General features: G+C 45.6%; 19 protein-coding genes. 8 read left to right on the top strand and 11 right to left on the bottom strand.

The window, feature by feature from the left end; translation table 11 throughout:
* Positions 1-10: 10 nt before the first annotated feature.
* From SOI44_RS00850 to SOI44_RS00835, 4 genes are read right to left on the bottom strand one after another with little or no spacing between them, the layout of a single operon-like run.
* Positions 11-295, bottom strand: a complete 285-nt coding sequence (locus SOI44_RS00850; RefSeq protein ID WP_331347359.1) for a hypothetical protein — start codon at positions 293-295, stop codon at positions 11-13.
* A gap of 18 nt (positions 296-313) precedes the next feature.
* The gene (locus SOI44_RS00845) at positions 314-550 is read right to left on the bottom strand and encodes an iron-sulfur cluster repair di-iron protein, ric (RefSeq protein WP_331347358.1); all 237 of its coding nucleotides are present in this window, start codon (positions 548-550) and stop codon (positions 314-316) included.
* Positions 551-607: 57 nt separating this feature from the next.
* Positions 608-835 carry a heavy-metal-associated domain-containing protein gene (locus tag SOI44_RS00840; protein ID WP_331347357.1) on the bottom strand — a complete coding sequence of 76 codons (228 nt, stop codon included), beginning with the start codon at positions 833-835 and terminating at the stop codon, positions 608-610.
* A 29-nt stretch (positions 836-864) separates the two neighbouring features.
* Entirely contained in the window at positions 865-2,760 is a 1,896-nt protein-coding gene (locus tag SOI44_RS00835) for a heavy metal translocating P-type ATPase (protein ID WP_331347356.1), read from the bottom strand.
* Between the two features lie 215 nt (positions 2,761-2,975).
* Between SOI44_RS00835 and SOI44_RS00830 the strand changes: the two genes are divergently transcribed.
* On the top strand, positions 2,976-4,301 hold the full coding sequence (locus SOI44_RS00830) for a class II D-tagatose-bisphosphate aldolase, non-catalytic subunit (RefSeq protein ID WP_331347355.1): 1,326 nt from the start codon (positions 2,976-2,978) through the stop codon (positions 4,299-4,301).
* Positions 4,302-4,364: 63 nt separating this feature from the next.
* Here SOI44_RS00830 and SOI44_RS00825 read toward each other — a convergent pair whose 3' ends face one another.
* The gene (locus tag SOI44_RS00825) at positions 4,365-5,069 is read right to left on the bottom strand and encodes a hypothetical protein (protein ID WP_331347354.1); all 705 of its coding nucleotides are present in this window, start codon (positions 5,067-5,069) and stop codon (positions 4,365-4,367) included.
* An 85-nt stretch (positions 5,070-5,154) separates the two neighbouring features.
* Here SOI44_RS00825 and SOI44_RS00820 point away from each other — a divergent pair, with 85 nt between their 5' ends.
* The gene (locus SOI44_RS00820) at positions 5,155-5,430 is read left to right on the top strand and encodes a hypothetical protein (protein WP_331347353.1); all 276 of its coding nucleotides are present in this window, start codon (positions 5,155-5,157) and stop codon (positions 5,428-5,430) included.
* 65 nt (positions 5,431-5,495) lie between these two features.
* On the opposite strand, the gene SOI44_RS00815 is transcribed toward SOI44_RS00820, so the two are convergent.
* From SOI44_RS00815 to agaV, 3 genes are all read right to left on the bottom strand, one after another.
* Positions 5,496-6,359, bottom strand: a complete 864-nt coding sequence (locus SOI44_RS00815) for a PTS system mannose/fructose/sorbose family transporter subunit IID (protein WP_331347352.1) — start codon at positions 6,357-6,359, stop codon at positions 5,496-5,498.
* Positions 6,349-7,140 carry a PTS sugar transporter subunit IIC gene (locus SOI44_RS00810; RefSeq protein WP_331347351.1) on the bottom strand — a complete coding sequence of 264 codons (792 nt, stop codon included), beginning with the start codon at positions 7,138-7,140 and terminating at the stop codon, positions 6,349-6,351. The genes SOI44_RS00815 and SOI44_RS00810 overlap by 11 nt, the downstream gene beginning before the upstream one ends.
* A 66-nt stretch (positions 7,141-7,206) precedes the next feature.
* Complete coding sequence (gene agaV / locus SOI44_RS00805) at positions 7,207-7,683, bottom strand: PTS N-acetylgalactosamine transporter subunit IIB (protein ID WP_277009313.1); 477 nt, start codon at positions 7,681-7,683, stop codon at positions 7,207-7,209.
* Between the two features lie 231 nt (positions 7,684-7,914).
* Between agaV and SOI44_RS00800 the strand changes: the two genes are divergently transcribed.
* Positions 7,915-9,093, top strand: coding sequence for an AraC family transcriptional regulator (locus SOI44_RS00800; RefSeq protein ID WP_331347350.1), 1,179 nt, complete (start codon positions 7,915-7,917; stop codon positions 9,091-9,093).
* A 198-nt stretch (positions 9,094-9,291) separates the two neighbouring features.
* Positions 9,292-9,792: a hypothetical protein gene (locus tag SOI44_RS00795; RefSeq protein ID WP_331347349.1), complete on the top strand. Its 501-nt coding sequence runs from the start codon at positions 9,292-9,294 to the stop codon at positions 9,790-9,792.
* On the opposite strand, the gene SOI44_RS00790 is transcribed toward SOI44_RS00795, so the two are convergent.
* The 3 genes from SOI44_RS00790 to SOI44_RS00780 form a co-directional block, all read right to left on the bottom strand.
* Positions 9,716-10,681 (bottom strand): N-acetylglucosamine kinase, encoded by a 966-nt coding sequence (locus SOI44_RS00790; RefSeq protein ID WP_331347348.1) that lies wholly within the window; start codon positions 10,679-10,681, stop codon positions 9,716-9,718. The genes SOI44_RS00795 and SOI44_RS00790 overlap by 77 nt on opposite strands.
* Positions 10,682-10,744: 63 nt before the next feature.
* A complete protein-coding gene (locus SOI44_RS00785; protein ID WP_331347347.1) occupies positions 10,745-11,194 on the bottom strand; it encodes a PTS sugar transporter subunit IIA in 450 nt (149 codons plus the stop codon).
* Positions 11,195-11,212: 18 nt separating this feature from the next.
* Complete coding sequence (locus SOI44_RS00780; protein WP_331347346.1) at positions 11,213-12,388, bottom strand: SIS domain-containing protein; 1,176 nt, start codon at positions 12,386-12,388, stop codon at positions 11,213-11,215.
* A gap of 193 nt (positions 12,389-12,581) precedes the next feature.
* Here SOI44_RS00780 and nagA point away from each other — a divergent pair, with 193 nt between their 5' ends.
* From nagA to SOI44_RS10380, 4 genes are all read left to right on the top strand, one after another.
* Positions 12,582-13,730 carry an N-acetylglucosamine-6-phosphate deacetylase gene (gene nagA, locus SOI44_RS00775; RefSeq protein ID WP_331347345.1) on the top strand — a complete coding sequence of 383 codons (1,149 nt, stop codon included), beginning with the start codon at positions 12,582-12,584 and terminating at the stop codon, positions 13,728-13,730.
* A gap of 26 nt (positions 13,731-13,756) precedes the next feature.
* Complete coding sequence (locus SOI44_RS00770; protein WP_331347344.1) at positions 13,757-14,305, top strand: hypothetical protein; 549 nt, start codon at positions 13,757-13,759, stop codon at positions 14,303-14,305.
* Between the two features lie 270 nt (positions 14,306-14,575).
* Positions 14,576-15,985, top strand: a complete 1,410-nt coding sequence (locus tag SOI44_RS00765) for an ATP-binding protein (RefSeq protein WP_331347436.1) — start codon at positions 14,576-14,578, stop codon at positions 15,983-15,985.
* An 81-nt stretch (positions 15,986-16,066) separates the two neighbouring features.
* The gene (locus tag SOI44_RS10380) at positions 16,067-16,585 is read left to right on the top strand and encodes a VanZ family protein (protein WP_442914572.1); all 519 of its coding nucleotides are present in this window, start codon (positions 16,067-16,069) and stop codon (positions 16,583-16,585) included.
* The last annotated feature ends 191 nt before the right edge of the window (positions 16,586-16,776 follow it).

Genomic DNA, 16,776 nt, shown 5'->3' with positions numbered 1-16,776 from the left:
ATACGATTGATTATACAGTATGTCTAGATGCCAGATGGTCCATCTGCTCAAGGGCCTGATAGGTGGCTGCATAGACACCACAGGCATCCGATGGAATCGTATAGTGATCTGTGACAGTGCGCAGACGGGCAAACTCCTTTGTCAGATCGCTGTCTTCGCTTCTCATCTTCTGTTCAATCTGCTGATAAATTTTCCTGACTTCAAACACTTCCGGATGATGGGCACCATGTGCCTTTGTCATTGCCAGTGTATAGAAATCCAGAACCAGATCATTTGCTTCAAAGAATTCATGCATATTCATCATCTTCTTTCTTTACTGCAGGCTGTCCATTTCCTTTAACATTTCATATGTAGCAGCTAATGTACCGCAGGCATCAGACGGAATACTGTAGTTGTCTGTGATCTCACGGAGTCTTCTGAATTCTTCGGACAGATCTGCATTCCCTGCCTTGAGTTTCTCTGCCATCTGCTGATAGATCTTTCTGACCTCAAATACCTCCGGATGATGGGCTCCATGTGCCTTGGTAATGGCATTTGTATATAAGTCCAACGTCTTTTCATTCTCCTTGAAAAACTGGTTCATTCTCCTGTACCTTTCCTTCCTTTGTTATCTTTCTGACACTTTCAATACGTCATAGCCGATCTTCCTGACTGCCTGGGAAATCGTTTCTGCATTGGTCTTTTCCGGATCAAACTGTGCCTTTGCCTTGCTGGCATTGAAGAGCACTTTCACACTTTCTGCATCAACGCCATCCACACTTCTGATGGCTCCTTCTACTTTCTGTACACAGGTCGGGCAGACCAGTGTTTCCAGCTGTAATACTGCTTTTTTCATTTCCTTCATCTCCTTTTCTTCTGACAGCTTTAATTTACTTCGGCTGTCCTGCTTTGAAATTGATGTCCATCAAGTTTTCTATGATTTCTATGAAGAAGTCTCATGGCATTGAGAATGACCACAAGAATACTGCCTTCATGGACAAACATGCCGATGGCCATGTTCATCCAGCTGCCTGCCAGAATCCCTGTTAATAAGACCACTACCGTTGCAATCGCTATGACAATATTCTCGATCATGTTGGCTCTGACCTTTCTCGCCAGCGTGATGGCATAGGGGATCTTATGGAAATCTGAGTTCATCAGAACCACATTGGATGTTTCAATGGCCACATCTGTGCCTTTCCCCATGGCAATGCCAATATCTGCCAGAGCCAGAGAAGGACTGTCATTGATGCCATCCCCGACAAATGCCACGATTTCTCCATTCTCCTGATGTTTCTTCACGATCTCTGCCTTGTCCTGCGGCAGCAGCTGTCCATAGGCCTGTGTTAAGCCAAGTTCTTTTGCCGTGGCATCGACAGTTTCCTGGTTATCACCGGATAACAGGATCAGGTTCTTTACGCCTGCCTTTTTCAATGCCGCAAGATCTTCTTTGACACCGCTGCGGATCTGGTCTTTGATACCGCTGGCCAATGCCAGCTTTCCATCCACGGCGGTTAATACAATCGAATTGCCATCCTGTTCCAGCTGTTTCAGATCTCTCTTTATTTGTTCATTGATGGCAATGCTGTATTTTTCCAGCATTGCCTGGCTGCCAATCAAAACATGATGTCCTTCAATCTCTGCAACAATGCCGCCGCCCTGGATGACTTCTGTATGTTCCACCGGCCTGATCTTCACATCTGGATAGGCTTCAATGATCGCTTTGGCAAGCGGATGATCGGATTCTTTTTCCACACTGACAAGAAGACTTTCTGCAAGCTGTCTGTCACTGTCATAAGAAATCGTTCTGTTCAGGCGCGGACTGCCATAGGTAAGTGTGCCTGTCTTATCAAAGAAGATCGTATCGACTTTGGAGAATCTTGTGATAACATCGCTGCCTTTGAACAGGATGCCGTGTCTTGCCCCGGTGCCGATGCCGGCAACGTTGGATACCGGCACACCGATCACAAGGGCACCAGGGCAGCCAAGCACGAGAATCGTTACCGCAAGTTCGATGTTTCTGGTAAAGAGATACGTGATGATACCAATGGCCAGAACCACCGGTGTGTAATAGCGGGAGAAGCGGTCAATAAAACGTTCTGCTTCGGATTTGGAATCCTGTGCCTCTTCCACCAGCTCAATGATCCTGCCAAAGGTTGTATCCTCACCAACCTTCTCGGCTTCAATCTGGATCGTGCCATTTGCCAGGATGGATCCGGCATAGACATGATCTCCCTTCTGCTTGGATACCGGGATAGATTCCCCGGTAATGCCTGCTTCATTGGCTGAGCCAGATCCCAAGATGACGCTGCCATCCACCGGGATCTTTCCACCGGTTTTCACCAGAACAACATCCCCGGCATCCACCTCATCAATCTCTGTTTCTTCAAATTCTCCATTTTCCTGTCTGACAAGCGCTGTTTCCGGTGCCATTTCTGTCAGGCTTTTGATGGCAGAACGTGTCTTTGTCAGTGTCCGCTGCTCAAGCCATGCCCCGAACAGGAACAGGAAGGATACTGCTGCCGATTCCTCATATTCCTGGATCACAAAAGCACCGGCAATTGCCATCGTTACCAGCAGATCAATACTGATCACCTTTACCCTGACTGCCTGTATTGCTTTGAAGGCAATCGGAAAGCCGCCCACAATGGATCCTGTCAGAAACAACAGCTGCGCTGCTGCTTCCTGATGGAATACAATCCGTGTAACAAATGCCATGATGGTCAATGCACCTGTGATATACATGATTGCGTCACGATTTTGATTCAGCCATTTCTGCATTTTCGAATTCCCCGCTTTCTTTTGACACAGACAGTGTATCTTTCAAAGCGGGAATCGAAATTGACGTCCATCAAGTTTTTTACAGATTATTGTTGTCTTTTCAGCTTGTCCATTTTCAACTGGTTCTTTCTTTTCCTGTGTGCAAATGTACACACGCTGTGGCGGATAGTGACAATACTTTCCCGTATAATGATTTCAGGAGGAATATTGCTTTTATGGTAAAGGAAAATCCATTAAAGAATATTGTCAGGCTGCAGAAAGCAGGCAAGCAGGTAGGTATTTACAGTGCCTGCACATCCAATGGCTTAACATTGCGTGCATGCATGCAGCGGGCAAAGGAAACAAACACAATTCTGCTCATTGAGGCAACTGCCAATCAGGTTGACCAGTATGGCGGCTATACCGGCATGAAGCCGGCAGATTTCATGGAATTCATCAAGAAGCTGGCAGCTGAAGAAGATCTGCCGATGAGCCAGATCATTCTTGGCGGTGACCATCTGGGTCCGCTGACATTTGCACATTATGATGAAGAAAAGGCAATGGCTGAGGCATCCGAGCTGATCCGTCAGTTTGTTCTGGCCGGCTTCACCAAGATCCATATTGATACATCCATGAAGGTCGCATCGGATGATCCTGACACAAGACTGTCAGATGAAGTTATTTCCAGAAGAGGTGCTGAACTGGCTGTTGTTGCTGAGAAGGCATATCAGGAACTCTTGAAGAAGAATCCGGATGCGATTCATCCTGTCTACATCGTCGGTTCGGAAGTACCGATTCCGGGCGGCTCCCAGCAGGCAGTGGATACAGGCCTGCAGGTCACCAAGGTAGAAGACTTCAAGAATACCGTGAATATCTTTGAGAAGTCCTTCCATGAACATGGTCTGGATGAAGCCTGGAAACAGGTCATCGGCTTTGTTGTCCAGCCAGGTGTTGAAGAAAAAGATGCCGGCTGCACACCATATGACAGATCCAAGGCTGTTGATCTGATGGCATCGATCAAGGAATATCCGAACTTTGTGTTTGAGGGACATTCCACTGACTATCAGACAAAGTATGCGTTGAGAGAACTCGTGGAAGATGGTGTTGGCATTCTGAAGGTTGGACCTGGTCTGACCTTTGCGATGAGAGAAGGTTTGTTTGCTTTGGCCTATGCCGAGAAGGAAGTATACAAGGATCAGCCGGAAAAGCAGTCCCACTTTATGGAAGTGCTGGATGAAGCCATGACAAAGGATCCTAAGTACTATGCGCATCATTATCATGGAACTGATGCTGAGATTGCCTATAAGAGAAAGTTCTCGTTCTCTGACCGCTGCCGCTACTACATGCCGCAGCCGGAAGTTGTCGCAGCCCAGGAAAAACTGTTTGAAAACTTCAAGGATGGTGTTCCGCTAGGTGTACTGAGTCAGTTTGCCCCGATTGCCTATACAAAGGTAAGAGAAGGAAAGCTGCACAATGATCCGGTATCCATCGTCAAGGACAGAGTGATTCATACTGTTGATGAGTATCTGTTCGCTTCCCATCAGGAAGAGATCAAGTTCTGAAAAACAAGCACAAAAAAATCAGTACTGTTCACCAAATTGTGAATGGTACTGATTTTCATTTGTTCAAATCTTCATGCTCAGGATCTGATCATAGTTCTTACTATCCAGCATCTTCTGGATCAGATCGTGATAGCTTGTCTTGCGAAGCTTCGGTTCTGCCTTTTCCAGTGCCAGCTGACACTGCTTCTTATCACCCTTGAGATAATAGGACTGTGCTGCTTTGTAATACGTCACACCACACGGAATATCATCCTTGATACCCTTGGCCCTCTCCATCAGTTCATGGGCATACTTGCCATCCTTTTCAATATGAATGGCATTGGTATAATCCGCTTCCCGCATCATCTCTTCATGCGTCTTCTTCTGTTTCTTGGAAAGATCATGATCATAGATCTTTGACATCTCTTCAAAGTCTTTCTTAGCAAGATCAATCTCATCTCTGCCAGCATGCCAGGTAAGTTCCTTCTGCTTGACAAGCAGTCTGTCTGCAGCACGCAGTTTATAGGCATCTGCCTTTTCAAACTGCTTTGCGAGTGCTTCATCATCGTTCTTCATCATATAGGCATCAATGGCCATCAATACGCGCAGCTTCTTTGAGAAAAAGAACTTTGCACGGCCGGTATCCAGCTCCTTCAGGAAACCATCCGCATCACCATTGCGGTACAGCAGAATGGACAGTACTGCTGCCTCTCTCTGTGAGAAAAAGGTCCAGGCAATATACAGGGCAAGGCCGATGATCAGTAAAATAATAAATAAACCCCAGTTCATGAAATATATCCTCCAGTGATCAATTGATTACAGTTTCTTGTGTTATTATCATAGCAGTTTCATTATATAAGGAGAGCATTGAATTATGAATAACTCGTCTGCCGTCATTGCCATCATCATCCTGGCCTGCGTTGTCATTTATTATCAGGTGCGCAAAGCGAAACTTCTGAGTCAGGCAAGAAAGAAGAAAGATTATGAGGTTCCGCTGAGTGATGATGTTCAGCACATTTATTATGATGAATACCAGAAGAAAATGAATGAGCTGAAACAGGAGAAGGAAGACGTTGATAAAGAACGTACAGCCAATCACACACCGGAATCACAGGATACGGATGATCATTCTGATACAACTGCTGCATAAGCAGTTGTTTTTTATGCAGGGATAAGAAAAGAACACCCGAAGGTGTTCTTATTTCCCTCTTGGAATTAGCTATGCCAAGGAACCGGTACCAGAGCTGTGTATGTTCCGGACCAGATACCGAATGCACATCCGACGATACCAATAGCAAGGAGAAGCAGGATGCACTTTGTCGGGCTCCAGCCCTTCTTCTTGATCAGGTTATAGCACATCAGAGTGAGAATCAGCGGGATCATTGCCGGCAGGATGCTGTTCAGCTTATCCTGGATAACGATCGGCGTATCACCATTGGCGATTTCCATGCCCAGTGTTGTAGCACCATAGTTGCAGGTCAGAGCACCGACAACGAAGACACCCAGCAGAGAAGCAGCATGTGTGAACTCACGTGCATTGGCAGTCAGGACTTCGATAGCTTTTGTGCCCATGTCATAGGACATGTACATCAGCCAGTAACGGAGAACCATCTGGACACCGAAGGTAATCAGGAAGTAGATGATCGGTCCGGCAACACTGCCGCTGATCGCCATGTTCGCTGTAATACCAGCAGTAATCGGAACAAGTGTGAACCAGAACAGAGCATCACCGATGCCGCCCAGAGGGCCCATGGCAGCAACTCTTACCGCACGGATGGAGTTGATATCAGCCTTGTTCTGCTCCATGGAAAGGACAATACCCATAACGAATGTTACCAGGAACGGATGGGTGTTGAAGAATTCCAGGTTGTGCTTCATGGAAGTGGCAAGATCCTTCTTGTTTGTGTGGATCTTTTCCAGTCCCGGGAGAATTGACCAGAGCCAGCCAGCAGCCTGCATTCTTTCATAGTTGAAGGATGCCTGTAGCATGAGTGATCTCCAGACCATTCTGTTCAGCGTCTTTTTATCAAGCTGAGGAGCGGGTGTACGATCCTCATATACTAATGCCTCAGATGCCATCTTCGTCTCCTCCTGCGTTCTGCAAATTCTTGATCTTTACATTTGTGTTGTAGTCATACAGAGCAATTGCTACACCGATGAAGGCAACCAGGATCAGAGTAGCACCGCTTGTTGCATCGACGTTTCCGAACAGTGCAGCAGCAGCGAAACCTGCCAGGTAAATACCCCACATATCATCAGCAAGCATGATCTTCAGCAATACGGCAAATCCGGTATAACGCATCATGCCGCCGGCAGCTCCAAGACCACCCATGACGAAGCTGAAGTATCTGCTGTTAGAGAAGTTGTTCAGAGCAGTACCAGCTGCTTCGCCGCCAACATAAGCAACGACAGCCAGGATTGCGAACAGAACACCAAGGAAGCACATAGCGATCAGGTTGACCTTTGTGATTCCGGAAGGATCTGCCCTGTCAGCAGCCTCATCAGCCTTGGACATCAGACCAGAAGTGATGGTGAATGTCAGAGTAACTGCATACTGACCGAAGATTGAGAAGACAACGGCCAGACCCAGAGCTGTATCGACATCCAGATGAGACTTAACGGCGAAGATCATGGCGACGATGCCACCGAGAACTGCGTTCGGAGGCTGTGCTCCACCGACAGGCATGTTACCGACCATCATCAGCTCGTAGGTTCCACCTACAACGAGGCCGGTCTTTACATCGCCCAGAATTGCACCGATAATCGGGCAGGCAATAATCGGACGATACAACAGCTCTGTCAGGGAGAACTGGTCAATCGCGAAGATGAAGGTTACAATCGCTAACAATACGATTTGCATAATTGATGAATTCTCTCCTTTTCCAATGATTTAAATGTGAATCTTTTGATACGAATAATGAATGGCTTACTTGAAGAGCTTATTAATGTCTTCAGCAGGCTCCTGTGGTACTCTGCGAATCTCTAACTCAACCCCAAGATCACGCAGTTTCTTGAATGCGGCAACATCCTCATCGTTGACAGCAACGCTGCCAGCCACCTGGCGCTTGCCTTCCGCCATATGCATGTTTCCGATGTTGACCTTCTTAATCGGAACGCCGCCTTCAACCAGCTTCAGTACATCCTCCGGTGTCTCGCATATCAGGAAGATATGCTGCTTCGGAGATGCCTTATGAATCGTGGAAATTGTCTTATCCAATGTCCAGTACCTTGTCTGAGCATATGACGGAGCAGCCATGTCCATCAACCCCTGGCGGAGTTTATTACCGGCCACCTCATCATTTGCAACCAACAGCAAGTTTGCGCCAATAGAACCAGACCACTGCGTAGCTACCTGTCCATGAATCAGACGATTGTCAATTCTGCACAATACAATATCAGGCATGTGAATTCTCTCCTTTCTATCAAGCATTATTACTTTTTTAGAATGAGCTCGCGGTCAACTGTTCGCTCTTTCTGGTTTCAAGATACATGAAAGCGTTTACCAAGTCTTTATATTTTTTATGATCCCATGTATAAATTTCGGTAAATTTTCGAAATTTCATGGCTGAAATGAAAACATTGTGGGATTTGTGTGTTATATTCATCATGAAAGTTGCATTTTTCGGTAATCGATATGTTTAACAAAACAACAAGTACAAGTTATCTGAAGTATGGCATCGTCACAAAGTCATATCTGACAAAAACAGACATGATCAAGACCTCCCACGTCGAAAGAGACGGCATCGTGTATCAGATGATTGCCTATGATATGCCGGTGTACATCGAGCCAGTCGATGGCATGGGCATGCTCAGAGTCGTCAACGATCCACGCATCGACAACATTGAAAGCTTCGCCCTCCACCGCTCTGTCAAAATCAACGCCCACGTCTACTTTGCCCTTGTCCCCATGTCCATGTATGGCAGCATCTCCTACAACCTCTATGTCCACGCCAGTTCCAAAAGCGATTCCTTCACCCTGCCCCAGCCCTACCGCTACAATTACATCACTCCGCACATCAGCATCGATGAAATCGTCGCTGTCTACTACATGGTCAAACGTCCAGGCTACGTCTTCGACGGCGAAATCCATTCCTACTATGAATTCACCTACGTTGACCAGGGCACCCTGGAAACAACCGTTGATACAAAGACATACCAGATCGGTGCCAACCAGTGTATGCTCTACGGCCCCGGCCAGTACCATGACCAGCGTATCTCCTCAGAAGAATCCTGTTCCTACCTCACCATCATCTTTCGTGCCTCCGGCATCCGTGACGATCTCGTATTAAACAAAGTCATCTCTCTTTCCCGGGCCCTTCTGGTGGATGTCAACGACTTTGTCAAAGCAACCGATGACAAGAGTGAATTCCGCAACGATGCCATGATCGCGGCTCTGCACTATCTCATCATTGCCATGCAGATGGACTCCGAAGAAACAAACAAGGTTATGCCGACATCCCCTATTGCCCAGCACTATGAAGCACGTCTGGTGGAAGAAATCGTGGACTATATCAACACCCATCTCAATGAGCCTCTGCCCATTGATCAGGTATGCAGCCGCTTCTTCATCTCCAGAAGTACGCTGCAGAATCTTTTCAAAAACAACCTCAAGGTATCACCAAAGCAGTACATCAACGATGCCAAGCTGGCCCGCAGCCGCATTCTCATCCGCTCTGGCAAGCATACCATCTCTGAAATTGCAGCCATGGTCGGCTATAACAGCATCCACTACTTCTCCCGCAAATTCACGGCCCAGTTTGGTGTTACACCAAGTGAATATGCCCGCCGCATCTATGATGTAAAGGATGTCTGAGGAAAACTGATATCTGACAATGAATCAAACAAAAGCGCTGTATCCACCTTGCACATTCTATCGTGTGCCCAGATGCATACAGTGCTTTTACTATTGCCCAAATTCTATTACCGGATCCTGTTACACAAAGCACAGTCTTCCTCTATACTGCATTGCCATCCATCCCTGCAATTACAATGTCTGGAAGAACGGTATGAAATGAACCGTATCATCTCCATGCGCAGCAGCCGCGGCTATGATGTACCATGCTTTCAGTTTCCTGTTATCATCCATAAAGATCATATGATCCAAACAGGCAATTCACTATACCATATGCGGGATTTCAATACATGCATTTATGCCTGCCCAATTGCCTGTGGCAAAGTCCATCATACAAAATATGTATGCATGAATGGTCATGTCCATGCCTGTCCTGACAGCCGCCTTGCCAGACTTATAAACGATGGCAGCTATGTCATTGAAGACTTCTCCAAGGATGTCTTTCTCATCCATCCTGAAAAGAAAAAACCAAAGCCGGAACCACAAGCATTACTTCTATTTTGCTCCAGGACAGCTGTCTATTCTGAAAAGTGGCAGAGCTGCTATCTGTATGTATTCTCAGAAATATTTATGACAGATCTGATCAATACGCTGGTGGAGCGCTATCCTTACCGCTTTGGCTGGCTGGATCAGCTCCTGCAGCCTGTTGGCCAAGGATGACAGCACCTTCATATGGCTCTTTCATGGGTTCCTGATAATACATGTGATGTGCAGCCAGTTCTTTCTGAAAGGACGGCAGGACAAAGGCACTGGCATGGCGCAGTCCGCCTGTCAAAGACACCGGCACATCACCAGCAAACTGCAGCTGTCTTCTGACACTGTCTGCCATCAGAAATAATTCATGGGCTGCCATCTCATACAGCTTCTGTGCTTCTGTATCTTTCTGTTCAGCTGCTTTCAATACAAGCTTCTGAAACGAAGCTGTTTCTTTCCGATTGGGGAAGATCTTCTGTTCCGCAATCGGAATAAAGTCCATATCATTCCTTAAAGCATACGTCTCTTTCACAATTGTATAGAGACTGCCTCTTTGTACTCTTTCATCCGCTTCTTTGAAAAACAGTTCCATGCCCTTTTTGCCTATCCAGGCACAGCTGCCTTCATCCCCGACCAGATCACTCCAGCCGCCGCTTCTTGCTGTATTTCCTTCTTCATCTTCACCATAGGCAATGGAACCCGTGCCTGATACAACATTGATACCTGCTTTGCCGCCCAATGCACCATAAAAACCAATCACAGCATCATTGACCAGTATCCACCGGCAGGAAAGATAGGCCTGCAGTTTTTCTTTGATCTGTTTGTCGGCAGATGAATTCTCGCCATTACAGGGAATCCCTGCCGCAATCCATCTGATCTGATTCTCTTTGATATCTGCTCCTGCACAGACATTCCTGATGCCTGCTTTGATTCTGTCTATGATGGTATCTATGCCGTATTCATGATAGGAAATGGATGATGCTGCGTATGTCTGTATGATTTTTCCTGTTTCATCTGCCAGGGCATAGATGGTCTTGGTGCCGCCGCCATCGATGCCGATGATATATCTGCTCATATTGTTCCTCCGTTTCAAGCATAACGAAAAAGTCCGGCATTTCTGCCAGACTTATCAGAATACTCAGATACCGTCTTCGTCGTCTGCCGGCTCATCGTTATTTGATTCGCTGTAGACGTAATGAATGACCTGATCCTTGCCTGTTTCCACAGTGCTGTCAGCGAGCTGATCCAGATCTGTGATGAACTGGCGGGACATATTGGCCTCAATGACCATACCAAGATTGCTGCCGGAGAGGATAGCCAGATGATATTTGTCTTTCTGGGTAACAGAAAGTTCGGCTGAAATCTTGAACGGAGATCCCCCAACCAGATCCGTGAAGACCAGAATGCCATCCTTGCAGTTGGAAAGAGAATCAAAGGCATCCGTCAGTTTCTTTGCGAGATCCTCGGAGCTGTCTCCTTCCTCAAAGTCTACCGGCACGAAGTCCTCCGGTACACCGGCAATAAGTTTGACGGAACTTGCCAAACCTGTGGCAAAGTGTCCGTGTCCTGTAACTACAATTCCAATCATCGATGATTTCTCCCAGTCTTATTTATGGTACGGATAGAGGGTAACACCCTTGACGACACGGTTAACTTCACCTGTCGGGCACGGGTTGTCCGGTGTGATCTTGTTCTGCAGAGAACGGAAGATGGCAATCAGCTGGGCAACAACAACATACTCCAGGCCGAGGAACACATTGTCCTTTGCGGATGTGTTGAAGCAATAGTAGTAGTCAGCGAGCTTTTCAGCTTCTTCACAAGGTGTGTTGCAGACAACCATGACCTTGTCGCCCTTTCTCTGGGATGCCAGTTCCTTGACCAGATCCATTTCATACTGTCTCTGGTAAGCACCATCAGACAGATAGACAACATTCAGGGTTGTATCGTTGACGATGGATTTCGGACCATGTCTGAATCCCATCGGTGTATCGTACATTGTAACGATTCTGCCGGCATTGAGTTCCAGCATCTTCAGAGCAGACTCCTGGGCAACACCCTTCAGGCAGTTGGTGCCAAGGTAAACAATTCTGTCATAAGCATATGTCTCATCCACCTTGAGCATTTCCTTCCAGTCTGTATCAACCAGCTTTCTGGCAGCTTCTGTGATTTCCTTGACCTTGGCTGCGGTTTCATCCAGGTTATCCAGGCTGAAGCACAGCAGGCAGGCAAGATACATATTGGAGAAAGAAGATGTCATGGCAAAGCTCTTGTCCAGCGTTTCCGGTGTCAGGTCAATGGCCAGGCATCTGTCACCTTCCTGGGCAGCTCTCTTGCTCAGAGCACCATCCTTGTTGCAGGTGATGAACAGATGATAGACGTTGTCATTGACAGCCTCAACAGACTGAATGGCGCCAATGGACTCCGGGGAATCACCGGATCTGCCGAAGCTGATCAGCAGGGTCGGCTTATGAGCACTGACATAGTTCTCAGGGGTAGGTGTCAGATCAGTCGAGCCAAAGCTCTTTGCCTTGTAGTTTGTCAGTCTGTTCAGATAAGAGAACAGTGCGTTGCCAACGAACTCAGATGTACCGGCACCGGTCATGATGATGTCATAGTCAGGCTGGCTTGTGACCTTGGAGATGAAAGCCTTGATTTCATCCTTCATGGACGCAATCTGCTTGACTGTCTTCTCCCAGGTATCCGGCTGCTGGTGAATTTCTGTGGCGGTAAAGATCGCATTTTTATTCTGCAGATCTTCTTCTGTATAACCGAAAATTGTCATAAGGTATCTCCTCCTTTTGGTTCCTTACTTTCCACAATCGGATGATATCATGTGCGATACCGGTATGGAACGTTTCGGTTGAAAACGATAAAAGGATAACCGAAAAGTGTAAGCATATTGATTTCAAGCGCTTACATCGCGTGATATCGTATAAGTACAAACCAGATTGACAAAGAAAGGAGATCAGATAAATATGCTGATTCAGAGTAAACGTGTTTGGATCTGCGGTGATTTCATTCCCGCAGAAATTGAAATCAATGATGGGAAGATCACCGAAATCTATCCGCTCAATACAAAGCCGGCTGATAAGGATTATGGCGATCTGAGAATTGTTCCTGGCTTCCTCGATATCCACTGCCATGGTGCCTATGGCTATGATACCAACTATGCAGAGCCGGAAGGATTGAAGAAGTGGGCAAAGGGAATTGTGCATGAAGGTGTTACCGGGTTCATGTCCACAACCATTACCGAGCTCAAACCGGTACTGATGAAGGCTGTCAAGAATGTTGCTGCTGTCAAGAAGGACTTTGAGGCAGGCCGCGATGGTGCTGATATTCTCGGTATTCATTTTGAGGGACCGTACCTGGATATGAAGTACAAGGGAGCCCAGCCGCCGGAGGCAATTGTTCCTCCTTCTGTGGATGAGTTCAAGGAATATCAGGAAGCTGCCAATGGTCTGATCAAGATCATCACCCTGGCACCGGAACATGATCCGGATTATGCATTGACAAGATACTGCAGTGAGAACGGTGTGGTTGTTTCCATCGGCCACAGCGGCGCTACCTTTGAGCAGGCCATTCTGGCAGTTGCCAATGGTGCCAAGTCCATTACCCATACATACAATGGTCAGTCCCCGTTCAACCACCGTGCCAATGGTGTGACTGGTACAGCACTGAGACTGCATGATCTGTATAGTGAAGTCATCTGTGACTGCAACCATTCCACCCCGGAAGCATTGAATATTTTCTTCACCAGCAAGGGAAAGGATCATGGTATCATGATTTCCGATGCCCTGATGGCAAAGGGATTCAAGCCGGGTGATAAATTCATGTTCGGCGGCCACGAAATCGAAATCTACCCGGATGGCAGTGCCCATCTGACCGAGACAAAGGGTCTGGCTGGATCCACGATGCGGATATGTGATGGCCTGAAGAACCTGGTCACAAGAGCTGGTGTTCCGTTTGATGCAGCATTGAATAGCTGCACCATCAATCCGGCATCCCTGCTTGGTCTCAATGACCATCTTGGCAAGATTGCCGTTGCCTATGATGCAGATATCGTTGTTCTCAATGATGATTACTCTGTTGAGGAAACATACTGCAAGGGCGTACCGCAGTTCTGATTTCATCAATTTAGAAGGAGAAACTCATGTCAGATAAGAAAAAAACAGGAATGGGAAATAAGAGCAATTCCAATGATGAAATTGCCGGCCTGAATATTTATAAGAATGATAAAGGCCAGACGGTTATGTATGTCAAGCGTACAGGCACCGGCTATCTTCTCAAGCCGTCTGACAGGAGTGCATACAGTCTGTATCACAACCGGGTCGCCATTGCGATTGCTGTCTTCATGATTCTGGCATCGTTTGTCAATTCATGGAAGATGCCGCTGATTGTCGGTGTTGTCCTGTACATTCTGCTGGAATTCCGCTACCGCAAATGGCTGCAGAACCTGTCACACATTGAAAACTTCAAACCGGAGAAAAGACATACCCTGGCAGAGGCCGTTGCCCAGTCCTATACAAAGCCAAAAGCAATATTACTGATGGTACTGTACCTGGCCTTCGGTATCCTACTGGTTGTCTACATGTTCATGCAGAAGTCTTCCATTGTGATGATCATCGGTTCCTTTGTTGTCTTAGCAGGCTGTCTCTATATGGCATACAATTACCTGCATGCCATCATGCTTCAAAAGTAAGCATAAACAAAACAATCACACTTACCCCTTTCGCCTCCTCAGGAAACTGAGGGGGCTTTTATGTGAAACGAGCAAGTTACAAAAAGCCAATCCTGTCTTCCGTCATAATCAAATCGCAGAAGTTATATTGACCAGAAAGGTTTGAAAAATATCCGTTTTATATCTCTTGAACGTTTGAATTTTGTCCGAAATTTGACTATTGAACCCTTGAATTTTGTCCTTTCAATGTTATTCTGATCTTGTTATTAGCAGAATGAATCATAAACTGTGATGTTGGAGGAATTGCTTATGCTGCAGCGAGATATATGGAAAAGTCTGGTTGAGTGGAAAAATCGCAGTCATCATCCGCTGATCATCAGTGGTCTTCGCCAGGTAGGTAAAACATACATTGCCAAAGAATTTGGCAGAGAGTTTTATGAGAATGTTGTGTATCTGGATCTTCGCAGCAATACAACCATCCACTCTGCATTTAGTGGCAATTTCGATGTTGATACAATGGTTCTGGCAATTACTGCCAATGATCCATCTGCTCATTTTGTGCCGGGAAAAACACTTGTGATTCTGGATGAGATTCAGGATTGTCCTAATGCACGCAGCTCGCTGAAATACTGGGATCTGGATAAAAGATATGATGTGATTGCCACAGGCAGCTTTTTAGGCGTCAAAGGATTCCGGACTCCTTATCAGCGCGGAATTCCGGTCGGCTATGAGGAAGAAATGACAATGATGCCACTGTCATTTCATGAGTTCATTGTGAACTATGGTATGAAGGATGATGTGATTAGGTATGTCAGACAATGCCTGAAAGACCACAAGCAGATCATGCCTGCTGTTCATGCGTCTTTTCGTTCTTTGTATTACCAGTATTTAATTGTTGGTGGTATGCCAGAAGTTGTGAATGTCTTTCTTACGAATAAGGATGTAAATCATGTACAGAATTTGCAGAGGCAGATTTTGCGTTCGATTCGGGATGATTTTGGGAGATATAAGGACGCAGATGGAAATGACAGAATAAATGAGACACTGAAACTGCGTGCTGAAGCCTGCCTTGATTCCGTACCTTCACAGCTTTCACGCGAATATAAGAAATTTAAATACAGTGAAGTTGATGTTAGTGGACACAGTACGGACAAAGCTGACGGCGTTCAATACATCTGTGATGTCGGCCTTGTCATGAAGGCATATAACCTGAAAGAAATCTCATCACCACTGGAAGCACAGAAACTTTCTGAGGAGTTTAAACTGTACTATGCAGATACCGGGCTTTTGATCTCACAACTGGACGAAGGGACTGCTGTTAATGTACTTAAGGGTGATCTAAGTGCTTATAAGGGAGCAATTGCTGAAAATGCCGTAGCTTGTGCTTTAAGAACAGCAGGAAAGAATCTGTATTATTACCATCACAGATCTGGTTCTCCGGAACTGGACTTCATTGCAGAAAAAGATGGTGAAGCAGTAATGATTGAATGTAAATCCAGTCGAACAAAGGCAACCAGTATGAGCTATGTCTTAAAGCATCCTCAGAAATTCGGGAAGCATCCAGCCATAAAATATGCGGATACAAATGTAGGTGGAGGAGATGGTTTTGAAACATACCCTCTATATGCAATTGCATTATTAGAAATCAAAAAAGAAAACTTACAGTTTCCAAAACTACAGACAGACTTCAATCTGCAATAGCTATGAGGATTTTAATGAAATTGATTAAGACTATATTATTGGCCGCATTCAGTTTATTTGCCAGCTTTCTGGTTTTCTATCATGTTACGAGCTCTTTTATTACTTATTACTTATTTCTATCAAGGCTCATTTAAATTTGAACAGATTTTATATATAGTCATTTATCTGGGACAAAGTGTATTGATATACCTTTTCATTTCTCTTCTTCAAAAAAGAGCGATTTCCCGTCATCAAATACGATTACTCTGGTGTTTTTATATTGTAATAATGCTGATATTACTATTCGGCAGGTCCTACTTCGGAATCTCTGTTAATTTAAATCCTTTGAAATTATTTGAAATGGATTCATATACATTCTTTCAAAATCTATTTAATTTCATCCTGTTTATGCCAATCGGGATGTTATTCAAAACCAGTGATTCCAATAAACATGTTCTGCTTCTTTCGTTAATTTCCGTTCTTTCAATCGAGACAATCCAACTGGTTTCCAGGCGCGGAATATTTGATATTGTTGATATACTGTTTGATATGATCGGCATATATGTTGGTTTTCTTCTTTCTCAACATATATCTTCAAAATATAAAATTGAAATTCTTTGAGAATTTGTTAGTCCTATCATTAAATCAACAATAGTAAACAGCTTTTACCTCCTAAGGAAGTCTTATAAATAAGTATCCACCAGCTGAGCTGGTGGTTTTTCACAAGACGGGCGTAGCCCTCTTATTACTGGCTGCGCTCAGAAGCGCATGAAGCGGTCTGCCACACGCAAACTACCGCTTTTTCCCGTTAA

Origin of the sequence: Lactimicrobium sp. (assembly GCF_036453465.1) — a bacterium.
Classification (GTDB): domain Bacteria; phylum Bacillota_I; class Bacilli_A; order Erysipelotrichales; family Erysipelotrichaceae; genus Bulleidia.
Note: the sequence above shows the minus strand (reverse complement) of the source record. Positions and strands in the feature narration are given on the sequence as shown.

Coding starts and splice junctions, on each gene's coding strand:
- SOI44_RS00850 (WP_331347359.1), bottom strand. CDS start 295: ATGCATGAATTCTTTGAAGCAAATGATCTGGTTCTGGATTTCTATACA.
- SOI44_RS00840 (WP_331347357.1), bottom strand. CDS start 835: ATGAAAAAAGCAGTATTACAGCTGGAAACACTGGTCTGCCCGACCTGT.
- SOI44_RS00835 (WP_331347356.1), bottom strand. CDS start 2,760: ATGCAGAAATGGCTGAATCAAAATCGTGACGCAATCATGTATATCACA.
- SOI44_RS00830 (WP_331347355.1), top strand. CDS start 2,976: ATGGTAAAGGAAAATCCATTAAAGAATATTGTCAGGCTGCAGAAAGCA.
- SOI44_RS00825 (WP_331347354.1), bottom strand. CDS start 5,069: ATGAACTGGGGTTTATTTATTATTTTACTGATCATCGGCCTTGCCCTG.
- SOI44_RS00820 (WP_331347353.1), top strand. CDS start 5,155: ATGAATAACTCGTCTGCCGTCATTGCCATCATCATCCTGGCCTGCGTT.
- SOI44_RS00815 (WP_331347352.1), bottom strand. CDS start 6,359: ATGGCATCTGAGGCATTAGTATATGAGGATCGTACACCCGCTCCTCAG.
- SOI44_RS00810 (WP_331347351.1), bottom strand. CDS start 7,140: ATGCAAATCGTATTGTTAGCGATTGTAACCTTCATCTTCGCGATTGAC.
- agaV (WP_277009313.1), bottom strand. CDS start 7,683: ATGCCTGATATTGTATTGTGCAGAATTGACAATCGTCTGATTCATGGA.
- SOI44_RS00800 (WP_331347350.1), top strand. CDS start 7,915: ATGTTTAACAAAACAACAAGTACAAGTTATCTGAAGTATGGCATCGTC.
- SOI44_RS00795 (WP_331347349.1), top strand. CDS start 9,292: ATGAACCGTATCATCTCCATGCGCAGCAGCCGCGGCTATGATGTACCA.
- SOI44_RS00790 (WP_331347348.1), bottom strand. CDS start 10,681: ATGAGCAGATATATCATCGGCATCGATGGCGGCGGCACCAAGACCATC.
- SOI44_RS00785 (WP_331347347.1), bottom strand. CDS start 11,194: ATGATTGGAATTGTAGTTACAGGACACGGACACTTTGCCACAGGTTTG.
- SOI44_RS00780 (WP_331347346.1), bottom strand. CDS start 12,388: ATGACAATTTTCGGTTATACAGAAGAAGATCTGCAGAATAAAAATGCG.
- nagA (WP_331347345.1), top strand. CDS start 12,582: ATGCTGATTCAGAGTAAACGTGTTTGGATCTGCGGTGATTTCATTCCC.
- SOI44_RS00770 (WP_331347344.1), top strand. CDS start 13,757: ATGTCAGATAAGAAAAAAACAGGAATGGGAAATAAGAGCAATTCCAAT.
- SOI44_RS00765 (WP_331347436.1), top strand. CDS start 14,576: ATGTTGGAGGAATTGCTTATGCTGCAGCGAGATATATGGAAAAGTCTG.
- SOI44_RS10380 (WP_442914572.1), top strand. CDS start 16,067: ATGTTACGAGCTCTTTTATTACTTATTACTTATTTCTATCAAGGCTCA.